The following is a 12,052-nucleotide window of genomic DNA, read 5'->3' as shown; positions in this document are numbered from 1 at the left end:
ATTCCCACTGGTTATTATCCCTCACCAATCGGGATAAAGTTTCTATATACAGGAGAAAGAAACAGTAAACAAAAACATAGACAAAAGTGTGCATATATAGCAAAAAAGTAATTATGAAACAATATAAACCAAAAGAATTTTCAGAAATGCTTAATGTCTCTGTTAAGACATTACAAAGGTGGGACAATCAAGGTGTTTTAACTGCTTACCGAAACCAAAAAGGAAGAAGATATTCTACAGAAGAACAGTATAAGGAATATATGGGTATTCAAGAAGAACTTGTTCAGGATTTAATATCTATCATTCATGTATTTAGCTGTAGAATATATGGGTTGAGAAAATACAAAAAGAAAATGTCGGAGGATGAAGACTTATGAAAAGAACATATTTAATAGAAATCAAACCGACAACTGAACAAATTAGTAAAATCCGTCAAACTATTGGGGTGTGTCGATATGTATATAACCTGTATATCTCTAAAAATAAAGAGGCATATGAGTCGGAGGGGAAATTTCTTAGTGGCTATGACTTTTCCAAATGGCTGAACAATATTCATACAAAAGAGTGTGACCAGTGGATTAAAGAAGTGTCGAGCAAAGCGGTAAAACAAGCGATTATGAATGGAGATAAAGCTTTTAAGCGGCTTTTTTAAGGTTTATCTAAGTTTCCACGATATAAAAAAAAAGAGAAAGCAAGATGTGAAGTGCTACTTTCCGAAAAACAACAAAACAGATTGGACAGTAGAAAGACATAGAGTCAAAGTTCCTACAATTGGTTGGGTAAGGTTAAAAGAATATGGATATATCCCTAAAAATGCAACTGTAAAAAGTGGCACAGTATATCAAAGAGCAGGAAGATATTTTGTATCTGTACTTTGCGAATTGGAAGAAATGGCAACAAAGTTAGCACTCAATAAAATAGGTCTAGGGATTGATTTAGGAGTGAAGGATTTTGCTACACGTAGCGATGGTATCGTTCATGAAAACATCAACAAAACAATAAAAGTAAAAAAGATAGAAAAACGGTTAAAACGTGAACAACGCTCTTTAGCACGTAAATTTGAAAATCTAAAAAAGAGAGGTGAAAAATCTGTTACTAATAAAAGAGTGAATATAGATAAAAATGTTCTTAGAGTGCAAAAGTTGCATGCTCGATTAGCGAATATTCGAATAGAGTATGTAAAGTCTATTGTAACGAATGTGGTGAAAACCAAGCCAACGTTTATTACAGTGGAAGATTTGAATGTGAAAGGTATGATGAAGAATAAACATTTATCTAAAACAATTGCCAAGCAGTCTTTTTTTGCTTTTAAAACGTAGCTTTTGACGAAATGTGAGGAATATGGAATTGAATTACGTCAAGTAGACCGGTTTTATCCATCGTCAAAGTTATGCTCATGTTGCAGTCAAAAGAAAGTGGATTTAAAGCTATCTGACCGAGTATATACATGTGAATGTGGCAATGTAATGGATAGAGATTTGAGCGCAGCAATAAACCTTTTACAAGCAAAAGAATATACAATACTAACGTAAATAGATTGTATATATGTACGGTGGGCTACATCGGAATTTACGCCTGTGGAGTGTCACAGCAAACTGTAGTAGCAAGTGATTAGCGAGGCAGGGCACGTAGAAGCAGGAATACTCTAAGAATATACATTTGTCTATATTTTTAGTAGCAGTTGAGACAGAATGAGCATGAAATTAGTCATTCTCGGTTTGCTACTCGAAGGGGATAAACATCCATATGAAGTGCAACACATCATGAAAGAAAGACAAATGGATTGTTATATTAAATATGCAAAAGGATCACTTTACTACGCCTTCGAGCAATTAGAAAAGCACGGTGCAATTCGTATTACAACTATTGTTCGAGATACGAATAGACCCGATAAAACAATCTTTCATATAACAAAAGAAGGTAAACAATTATTTCACAAGTTGCTATTAAAACAATTCGAGGCAAAAAATCAAATATATAAACCAATTTATTCGGCACTCTCTTTCGCTCATTTTGGTGATGACCAAGAGTTAGTTCCTATTTTAGAAAAAAAGAAAAATGATACCGTTCAATATTTACATAAAATGCAAGCTATTTATGATTGTAGCAAAGGACAAATTCCACGTGCACAACTATATATTTTGCAAAGTGTTATTGAACATATCTCAGTTGAATTGCAATGGTTAAACACCCTCCTTACAGATGCAGTTGCAGGGCAACTTTCAGAAATTGATATAGATGAAGGTTAAACTTATAAAGGAGAAACTGTAAAAAGACAATAAAGTTATTTCTTTTTACACCCTAAAACAAGCATAGCCCCGTTCTAATTTAGGACGGGGGATGCTTGTTTTATTTTCGCTATAAGATACTTATTTCACTGCAATCAAAAATATAACAAAGATTTATTCGTCACTGGCGTCCCATAATGGAAGATTCCCTCTTAAAACTCTATATAAAAAGGTTGTTGTTTTTCATCCAAACTGTATTCAATTCTTTGTCTGAAATTCATAAAATTCACCATCTCTAACGCCTGCTCAATAGGATAGAACCCTACTTCCAAACTTTCTGGTGTAGTCGTTAATTTACCTCCAACTGGTCTAGCTAAAAACAACGTATTACATATTGAATGGTTCACATTTTGGAATACTCCACAAAATTTTAAAACTTCAATATCAACACCTGTCTCCTCTTTAGTCTCCCTTATTGCAGCATCCTTCAAAGACTCTCCTTCTTCAACTTGTCCACCTGGCATTTCCCATCCTCTTCTAGGTCCCTTAATTAATAAGATTTCTTTTTGTTCATTAATTACAATTGTCGCTGCTGAAACTATATGTTTTGGTGGTGAATAAATATTTTGTGTACTTTGTTCCAATTGAAATTCCCCATTTCTATAAACTTAGTATATGTATCTTTATACAGAAACCTTTTTCTTTCTTGTGATAACTTACTATTTCAAAATGAACCATTCAATTCCCTTCCTCATTCCAGAATATGGATTAATTTTCAAATAACATAACTAGCATCTTAGCTCTGTACAAGTACATACTTCTTTGTATGTTTAATCGTACTTACTTTCAATTCCTCTTACTTTTCTTCGTCTTATAAAAACCAGAATGATCTGAATAATAAAAATAAAAAACTTTAGAATTTTCTTATTTTAAAACAGTAGACAAAATTCCAAAAATTGTGTTAGAATTTGTTTCAATATCATATCGCTTGTTAACTTCCTTTCAAAAGGAAAATAGGTACACGAAAATTTCGTTTCGTGTTTAAAAGGGAAGCTTGGTGAAACTCCAACACGGTCCCGCCACTGTAAATGCTGAGATTTCTTTTCTATGCCACTGTGAAAACGGGAAGGTAAAAGAGATTATATGAAGCATAAGTCAGGAGACCTGCCTGTTTTAACAACACTGATAGATTCACGGATGATGATGAGGTGTTAAAACAAAAAGGAAGGCTTATTTTCTATGCCTTTATGCTTTTTGTTATAGGTATTTCCTAGTAAACGGAAATGCTTACTTTCAATTAGGGAGGAATTTAAAATGGCAATTCAAACAAGTAACTTAGGTTATCCACGTATCGGACTACAACGAGAGTGGAAAAAGACATTGGAAGCTTTTTGGTCCAATAAAATCGATGAAGAACAATTTTTAACAAAGATGAAAACAATTCGCCTTCAACACGTAAAAGTACAGCAAGAAAAAGGGATTGAACTCATTCCAATTGGCGACTTTACATATTATGATCACGTTTTGGATACTGCTTATATGCTAGGATTTATCCCATCACGTTTTTCTGAGTTTACATCTTACCTTGATGTATATTTCGCAATGGCGCGTGGCTCTAAAGATCACGTAGCTTCTGAAATGACAAAATGGTTTAACACAAACTATCATTATATCGTTCCTGAATATGAAGAGGGATTACAAATCTCTTTAAAAGATAATCGTCCACTTCGCTTATACGAAGAGGCAAAACAAGAATTAGGAGTAGATGGAAAACCTGTTATTTTAGGACCATATACTTTCTTAAAATTAGCTAAAGGCTACACACAAGAGCAATTTGCTACGATTTTAAAACAGTTAGTTGCACCTTACGTACAACTGATTTCAGAACTACATGCAGCTGGTGCACAAGTCATTCAAGTTGATGAACCGATTTTTGCTTCTTTAACGAAAGAAGAAGTTCAACAAGCAAAAGAAATTTATGAAGCTATTCGTAAAGAAGTTCCAAATGCGAATCTTCTTTTACAAACATATTTTGATAGTGTAGAAGAAAACTATGAAGAAATTATTACATTCCCTGTATCGGGTATTGGATTAGATTTCGTTCATGGTAAAGAAGGTAATCTAAATGCTATTTCAAAATATGGATTCCCAGCTGATAAAACTTTAGCTGTCGGTTGTATAGATGGCCGTAACATTTGGAGAGCTGACCTTGATGAAGTTCTTACGTTATTTACAACGTTACAAAAACAAGTCCAAACGAAAGATTTCATCGTTCAGCCTTCTTGTAGCTTATTGCATACGCCAATTGATAAAACAGAAGAAACTCACTTATCAACTGAGCTATTCGATGCGTTAGCATTTGCAAATCAAAAATTAGAAGAGTTAGTTCTTATTCATTCCTCTCTTACTCAAGGTACAGAAAGCATTAGTAATGAGCTGGAAACATACCGAAATGTACATCATACAATTCGTTCATCTGCTGCACGTAACCGAGAAGATGTTAAAACAGCACGAATAGCACTAAAAGAAGAAGATTTTTCACGTCCTCTTCCATTTGAAAAACGATACGAATTACAACAAGTTGCCCTGGAGTTACCGTTATTACCAACAACGACTATTGGTAGCTTCCCGCAAACAACTGAAGTTCGTCAAACTCGAAAAGAATGGCGTAACGGTGTTATTTCAAATGAACAATATGAACAATTTATTGAAAAAGAGACAGAAAAATGGATTCGTTACCAAGAAGAAATTGGTCTTGATGTTCTTGTACATGGTGAATTCGAAAGAACTGACATGGTCGAATATTTTGGTGAGCGCCTTGCTGGTTTCTCATTCACTAAAAACGGTTGGGTACAATCATACGGTTCTCGCTGCGTAAAACCACCTGTTATTTATGGCGATGTTGCCTTTATTAACGGAATGACTATTAAGGAAACGGTTTATGCACAAAGCTTAACAGAGAAAATTGTAAAAGGAATGTTAACTGGACCTGTTACGATTTTAAATTGGTCCTTCGTTCGAAATGACATTCCAAGAAAAGAAGTTTCGTATCAAATTGCATTAGCTCTTCGTCACGAAATTGAACTACTTGAATCTTCCGGAATTCGAGTAATCCAAGTCGATGAGCCAGCACTTCGTGAAGGAATGCCACTAAAAGAAAAAGATTGGGATGCTTATATTACATGGGCAGTACAATCCTTCCTTTTAGCAACTTCTTCTGTAGCAAATGAAACACAAATTCATACGCATATGTGTTACAGTAACTTCGAAGATATTGTTGATGCGATTCGCGCATTAGATGCAGATGTGATTTCTATCGAAACATCAAGAAGTCACGGTGAATTTATTGACACATTAAAACATACAACATACGAAAAAGGCATCGGTCTAGGTGTATATGATATTCATAGCCCACGTGTACCGAGTAAAGATGAAATGTATAAAATCGTAGAACAATCTTTAGAAGTATGTGATCCTAAATATTTCTGGATTAATCCTGATTGTGGTTTAAAAACGAGAAGAACGGAAGAAGTTATCCCGGCTTTAGAACACATGGTGCAAGCAGCAAAAGATGCTCGTTCCCTGCTAAAAACAAACGCATAACAAAAATGGGTTATCCTCAAAAAGGATAACCCATTTTTTATTCTTTACTTTCAAAAAAGAATTCGTATTGTATTTTATATAATTCATCATCCGTTGGTTCTTCAAGAGGAGTTGCCTGTAATACAACCGTATACTCACCATTCGGAATAGGGATTTGGAATTTATTCGAAAGAATACTTGTTACAACGATACATTCATTTTTAACTGTAAAAGGAACTGTAACCGTTCTAATCACCTCTTCTTTCTCAATATGTTTCCCAGGGGTCACTTTTACTTCACAAATATAATCAGAAAGTGCTTCAAAAATAACAGTTCCATCCACCTTCGCATAACCTCTTTCAAAATCTTCATCCGTCCAGTCTACGTAAGGCTGATCACCGTCATAGTTCATCAACATTAATTGCGAATAAGAAATTGTTAACTCCATCGTTCCCCTTCTCCTTCATTATGAAATATGCAACTACTACTTTACGTCAAATTTCACACGCGTACCATCTGGGTATTTATCTAACTTATTTCCTACCCAAGACCCTGCTCCGCGGTTATCTGCTGGACTTATATATTCAATATGTGCTCCTTTTCCGCCTTCTTTACACATCGCCATTGGCCATTCATCACGATCATACCCTTTTTTTGATGGGTATGGAGCTAACGATAATTTTCTTCTATCCGCAGCACCACCACGGTCGATTGTACAAACTTCTGAATGTCCTTCTTTTATAGCATCCGTAATATGTTTCCCTGTCTCTGGATATCGCTCTTTCGGAAATTCTAGAACTTGATCATATGCATTCGTTTTTTTGATACTTGTTTCCTCTGGAACAAGTACTTCATAAACCGCTACTACAATAGAAAGAATTGCAATAATTGAAATGATAATACCTTTTAATTGCTTCATGTATACCTCCATGCTTCTACCAGTTTCTTTTCCTCAGTTATTATAACAAACTTCTCCTGTATATGTTTTCAGACATTATTTTAGCTCTTCTTCGCCATTCCGCCAAAAACTCTCATTTTTCTTCATCTTTTCACTAATGCTGTAGAAAACTAATAACCTTCCGACATTCTTTTTTAAAGGAAGTCCTCATAAAAGATTGAAATGATATATACGATACTTTTTGGGGAGGAAATAACATGGAAGCTATCTATAAAACGAAAGATGTCACGAATAAAACAGGCATCCCAAAACATATAGTCCGTAAATATAGCCAACTGTTAGAGGAACATGGTTATATCATTTCAAAAACAGCTGATGCTCGTATTTATAAACTGGATGATTTAAAACTATTGAAATCTATACATGAAAGAGCTGCTAAACTGCAAGAAGATATTTCAGAAACGATACCTATTATTTTAAAAGAAAAAGAGGCCCCGCCTGTACCCGCTATACAAGATAAGCAAGAAATACAAACGAAAGAAAAAGAAGATGGGCGTAACTTTGAGGAGTTCATGTTAAAACTTGAAATGCTCGCTCAATTAAATGAAGCAATTATTCATCAAAATTCTACCCTTATTACCCAAAATCGTTTAAAAGATGAAAAGCTAGATGAATTGATGCAACAAGTTTATGTAAAAGAAGGCTCTCAAGAAAAAATGCTACAAGAGTTAGTAGATCATGCCGCTCAAACAGATGCCCTGCAAAAAGAAAAGATGGACTTATTAATGAATCATATGTATAAACGAGAATCCAAGCAAGAGGAAAAAATGAATAAACTCGTAAATCAAATTTATAATAAAGACAGCAACCGGGATGCACAACTTATGCAAGTGATTCGCGAAATTCAAGAAACAAAAAGATTAGTCGCAGCTTCGAAAGAACAAAGTTTTTTTCAATCATTTAGAAGTTTATTTAGCCGATCAAAACAAGAAAAAACATCTGAATAAAATAATATTTTTTTCCTATATAAAATAAAAAGTTACCTTCCATCGGTAACTTTTATTCCTTATTTCTTACAGCTGGCAATATAATAATCGCTTCAGTTCCTTTCCCACTTTCGCTTTTATATTCCAGCGTACCATTATGCGCTTGTAAAATACTAAATGTTACCATAAGTCCTAATCCTGTCCCTTTTTCTTTTAAAGAATAATACGGTTGTCCCAGTCTTACTAACTGTTCTTTCGTCATTCCAACACCACTATCTTTAACTCTTATTACTATCGTTTCATCTTTTTGCATAGCCGTTACTTTTAAATATCCTTTATTTCCTTGGATTGCTTCAATACCATTTTTAACAACATTCATAATAGCTTGCTTCAATTTCGTCTTATCACCGATCGTATAAAGACTTTCAGAAATCTCAACTTGCAAATATACACCTTGCATCGCTGCAAATGATGACATAAGAGTTGTCATTTCAATTAATTGAGCGGATAAGCAAATGTGTTCTTTTTTCTCAATTTGCGGCCTTGCTAAATTCAAATAATCTGAAATAATTTGTTCTGCCCGATCCAATTCGGCTAATACGAGACGCATATAATCCTTATTCTTCACATCTTCCGTACTTTCTAACAATTGAATAAAACCACGAACAACAGTGAGCGGATTTCGAACCTCATGTGCAACACTTGCTGCCAACTCACTTACAATATTAAGCTTTTCTGACTTTTGCATCTCTGTACGTAATATTGCATTTTCGTTTAAATATTCTGTTAAGTACACTTGAAATACCATAGTCATAACCATAATAAGCGAAGCAAATATATATCCGCTATATAAGTGTGAAATGTGTGGTGTAAACCCCGTTTCTAACAGAACGTTAATCATACCAATCACTAAAGAAACAAGTACGTATAGTGATGAAATCATAAATGCTAAAATTAACTTCTTATCCCTTGAAAATAGAGACCATTTCTTTGATAAAAATAATGGAACTATCAATAGAAATATTACTTCTATTACCGGAAGAAGGCTCATTCCCTTTAGCGCCCATTCATATGCAACAAAAATAACGGCCGGAATTAAACCAACAATTCCACCATATAAAAAACCACTAACAATCGGGATTGGGTGAAAATTATACCCACAAATGTCACCAAAACAAATAGAGTATGTCATGGAGAGAATGAGTGTAATGCTGGATAAAAACATAATAAAGTAGCGGTTCGGCTTCGGAGGCATTTCTTGATAACGATTTAAACGAATCGCTTCATATAAAAATAGTGGCAAAATAATGATGGCAATTTGGATCATTAAATCACGGATCATCTCCATAGCCTCTCATCCCCTATATGTATTTTGATATGATTATATCATTTTACGGGTTTATTTGTTTTAAAATTTTGAATTTTCTTAACGAATTTGTTAATTCTTTGTTAACAGCACATAATAATTGTTACAGATTTTCGAAATGAATGTAAACCCTGTACCAAATTTCTGCCTGACAGTATACAATGAATACGGATTACAAAGAAAATAAAAAATACTTCATGAGACGGACAACTATAGCAAAATACAGCATATAATCCATACTATCTATGTTTACAAATAAGTGATCATTATTTTAGTAGGAGGAAGATAAATATGGCGGGTACTACGCTTGTTTTAAAAGAAGAAAATTTGGTCGTTCTAGAAAATGTTGAAAAATCAGTATATGAAGAGTTACAGCATAAAACCGGAGAAGAAAATTGCACATGTGCTGTGAATGAATCAGTTGTTCACCTTGGCAAAGTATCCTCTGTACTTTGGAATGAAGATGAAATAGATTGGGAGTACGGATATTAAAAAGTCGCTTACAGCGGCTTTTTTTCTATTACCCCTCTCTTTCTACATAACATATACGCAAGCGAAATCATAGAAAATATGTTAAAATGAACTTAATTTTCAAACGGAAGAAAGGGAGATACAATGGAACAATTCATTAATCCTAGAGTGAAAGACATCCAAATTTCTGGAATCCGTCAATTCTCTAACATGATTCAAAACTATGATAATCTTATCTCTTTAACAATTGGACAACCCGATTTCCCTACGCCTTCTCTCGTAAAAGAAGCGGCAAAACGGGCTATTACAGAAAATTATACAAGCTATACACATAACGCTGGTTTACTAGAATTACGCAAGGCAGCTTGTAACTTTGTAAAAGATAACTACGATTTACAGTATTCACCTGAAAACGAAACCATCGTTACAATCGGTGCTAGTGAAGCAATTGATATTGCATTCCGAACGATTTTAGAGCCAGGAACAGAAGTTATTTTACCTGCCCCTATTTATCCAGGATACGAACCAATTATTCGATTATGCGGTGCTACACCTATTTTTATCGATGTTCGTGAAACTGGCTTCCGTTTAACAGCCGAAGCGCTAGAAAATGCTATTACAGAAAAAACAAGATGCGTCGTACTGCCGTATCCTTCTAATCCAACTGGTGTAACTTTATCAAAAGAAGAATTACAGGATATTGTAACTGTTTTAAAAGATAAAAATATTTTCGTCCTTTCTGATGAAATTTATAGCGAACTTGTATATGAACAAAAGCATACATCTATCGCTCATTTCCCAGAAATGCGTGAAAAGACTATCGTCATTAACGGTTTATCAAAATCTCATTCTATGACTGGCTGGCGTATCGGTCTATTATTCGCACCAAGCTATTTAGCAGGACATATACTAAAAGTTCATCAATATAACGTAACGTGTGCTACTTCAATCGCTCAATATGCTGCAATTGAAGCATTAACAGCTGCTAAAGATGCACCAAAAATGATGCGTCATCAATACAAGAAACGCCGCGATTATGTATATAATCGACTCATTCAAATGGGCTTAACAGTTGAAAAGCCAACAGGTGCATTTTACTTATTCCCATATGTTGGTCATTTAACATCTTCATCATTTGATTTTGCACTTGACCTTGTCAAAGAAGCTGGACTAGCTGTCGTTCCTGGAACTGCATTTTCTGAATATGGTGAAGGCTATCTTCGCTTGTCCTATGCGTATAGTATTGAAACTTTAAAAGAAGGCTGTGATCGATTAGAGGCCTTTCTACAACAAAAAGCTAAGAGTTAAACTCTTAGCTTTTTGTTGCATAATGATCGCAAGTTTGGCGCTTTAGTAATTTATGAGGAATAATAATACACTTTGCAGTAGACTCTGCATTCTCTACTTTATCCACTAAAGCTTTTGCTGCCTCATATCCTAGTTGATAAATATTCACATCAACTGTCGAAAGTGGCGGACTCGCAATTTCTGATAATAAAGCATTGTTAAAGCTTATAATGGAAACATCCTTTGGTACAACGAATCCTTTTTTAGAAAGAGCACTTAACACACCAAGTCCAATTAAATCATCAGTTGCCACAATTGCTGTCGGTGGTTGCTGTAGTCCCATTAACTCCTCAACGGCTTGTTGACCACTTTCCCTCGAAAAATCAAAATGTAAAATATACTCTTTTGGTAATACAATGTCCGCTAATTTTAAAGCATCACTCATACCAGCCAAACGATCTCTCGTTACAAGTAAATCTGATCCACCGCCGATGAACGCGATTTGTTTATGACCTAATGAAATCAAATATTCTGCTACTTCTCTTGCAGCTGTATAATTGTCATTATCTACATATGTAATTTCATCTTTTCGATCATACGGTTTCCCAATTAAAACAAACGGGAAATTTTGTTTATGCAAATATTGAATAATCCGATCATTCTCTCTTGAATATAAAAGAATAATGCCACCAATTTGGCGCCCCTGTACCATCTTTACAACACCATTAAAAATTTCATCTTCCGTCTCACCTGTCGACATATAAAGCGCATACCCTTCCACATGTGCAAATGAACTAATCCCTCTTATAACTTCTGGGAAAAACGGATTTTGAAAAGCTTTACTTGCAGAACTTGGCATAACAAGACCAAGTGTTTTTGTTGTTTGGTTAGCTAGGTTTCTTGCGTTTAAATTGGGATGATACCCTAGTTCACTCATTACTTTCCGAACACGACGCTTTGTTTTTTCACTTATACTTGGATTATCAGCAATTACACGAGAAACGGTAGATGGTGCTACATTCGCCTTCTTCGCCACATCTTTAATTGTAACTGTCATAAAAATCCCCCTCCTCTCACTTCTCTGCCATTTTGTTATATATTTTAATCTTGCACCCGTTGCAAGTAATAGGAGCAATCATAAACTTTCATTGATTCTATCTTGTAATACCTATCATATTCTCCCTCTCCATGTATTGTAAGGGATATAGCTCTTTTTTCCTATACTATAATATAC

The 12,052-nt window shown here is 34.6% G+C and carries 10 protein-coding genes, 3 pseudogenes and 1 riboswitch; of the genes and pseudogenes, 8 read left to right on the top strand and 5 right to left on the bottom strand.

Annotated features, from left to right (window positions below; genetic code table 11):
- Nucleotides 1–113: 113 nt before the first annotated feature.
- From ABH961_RS30080 to ABH961_RS12445, 4 genes and pseudogenes are all read left to right on the top strand, one after another.
- Nucleotides 114–239, top strand: a pseudogene (locus ABH961_RS30080) (MerR family DNA-binding transcriptional regulator); the annotation flags it as partial.
- Between the two features lie 15 nt (nt 240–254).
- Nucleotides 255–377, top strand: a pseudogene (locus tag ABH961_RS30075) (RNA-guided endonuclease TnpB family protein); the annotation flags it as partial.
- Nucleotides 374–1,532, top strand: a pseudogene (locus ABH961_RS12450) (RNA-guided endonuclease InsQ/TnpB family protein). The pseudogenes ABH961_RS30075 and ABH961_RS12450, both read left to right, overlap by 4 nt.
- Before the next feature lie 159 nt (nt 1,533–1,691).
- Nucleotides 1,692–2,249, top strand: a complete 558-nt coding sequence (locus tag ABH961_RS12445; protein ID WP_098076509.1) for a PadR family transcriptional regulator — start codon at nt 1,692–1,694, stop codon at nt 2,247–2,249.
- A gap of 191 nt (nt 2,250–2,440) precedes the next feature.
- Here the strand turns inward: ABH961_RS12445 and ABH961_RS12440 are convergent, their stop codons facing one another.
- Nucleotides 2,441–2,872, bottom strand: coding sequence for an NUDIX hydrolase (locus tag ABH961_RS12440; RefSeq protein ID WP_098076512.1), 432 nt, complete (start codon nt 2,870–2,872; stop codon nt 2,441–2,443).
- A 354-nt stretch (nt 2,873–3,226) separates the two neighbouring features.
- Nucleotides 3,227–3,414: riboswitch (cobalamin riboswitch) on the top strand.
- Nucleotides 3,415–3,542: 128 nt separating this feature from the next.
- On the opposite strand from ABH961_RS12440, the gene metE reads away from it, so the two are divergent.
- Nucleotides 3,543–5,831, top strand: coding sequence for a 5-methyltetrahydropteroyltriglutamate--homocysteine S-methyltransferase (metE, locus tag ABH961_RS12435; protein WP_404519454.1), 2,289 nt, complete (start codon nt 3,543–3,545; stop codon nt 5,829–5,831).
- Nucleotides 5,832–5,868: 37 nt separating this feature from the next.
- On the opposite strand, the gene comJ is transcribed toward metE, so the two are convergent.
- Both comJ and nucA read right to left on the bottom strand, forming a co-directional pair.
- On the bottom strand, nt 5,869–6,258 hold the full coding sequence (gene comJ / locus ABH961_RS12430) for a competence protein ComJ (RefSeq protein WP_098076518.1): 390 nt from the start codon (nt 6,256–6,258) through the stop codon (nt 5,869–5,871).
- A 36-nt stretch (nt 6,259–6,294) separates the two neighbouring features.
- Nucleotides 6,295–6,729, bottom strand: coding sequence for a DNA-entry nuclease (nucA, locus tag ABH961_RS12425; protein ID WP_000811502.1), 435 nt, complete (start codon nt 6,727–6,729; stop codon nt 6,295–6,297).
- 236 nt (nt 6,730–6,965) lie between these two features.
- On the opposite strand from nucA, the gene ABH961_RS12420 reads away from it, so the two are divergent.
- Nucleotides 6,966–7,715 carry a DUF3967 domain-containing protein gene (locus tag ABH961_RS12420; RefSeq protein WP_000387495.1) on the top strand — a complete coding sequence of 250 codons (750 nt, stop codon included), beginning with the start codon at nt 6,966–6,968 and terminating at the stop codon, nt 7,713–7,715.
- A gap of 52 nt (nt 7,716–7,767) precedes the next feature.
- Here ABH961_RS12420 and kinB read toward each other — a convergent pair whose 3' ends face one another.
- Nucleotides 7,768–9,042: a sporulation sensor histidine kinase KinB gene (gene kinB / locus ABH961_RS12415; protein ID WP_098076521.1), complete on the bottom strand. Its 1,275-nt coding sequence runs from the start codon at nt 9,040–9,042 to the stop codon at nt 7,768–7,770.
- Between the two features lie 309 nt (nt 9,043–9,351).
- Between kinB and ABH961_RS12410 the strand changes: the two genes are divergently transcribed.
- Both ABH961_RS12410 and ABH961_RS12405 read left to right on the top strand, forming a co-directional pair.
- A complete protein-coding gene (locus ABH961_RS12410; protein WP_000929285.1) occupies nt 9,352–9,552 on the top strand; it encodes a hypothetical protein in 201 nt (66 codons plus the stop codon).
- 123 nt (nt 9,553–9,675) lie between these two features.
- Nucleotides 9,676–10,839, top strand: a complete 1,164-nt coding sequence (locus ABH961_RS12405) for an aminotransferase A (protein WP_000434595.1) — start codon at nt 9,676–9,678, stop codon at nt 10,837–10,839.
- Between the two features lie 4 nt (nt 10,840–10,843).
- Here ABH961_RS12405 and malR read toward each other — a convergent pair whose 3' ends face one another.
- Entirely contained in the window at nt 10,844–11,875 is a 1,032-nt protein-coding gene (malR, locus tag ABH961_RS12400) for a maltose operon transcriptional repressor MalR (protein ID WP_048546170.1), read from the bottom strand.
- Nucleotides 11,876–12,052 lie beyond the last annotated feature (177 nt).

It is taken from the genome of Bacillus sp. RC251, from assembly GCF_044908765.1.
Classification (GTDB): domain Bacteria; phylum Bacillota; class Bacilli; order Bacillales; family Bacillaceae_G; genus Bacillus_A; species Bacillus_A wiedmannii.
The sequence above is the reverse complement of the archived record's forward strand: the minus strand, read 5'-3'. Positions and strand labels throughout refer to the sequence as shown.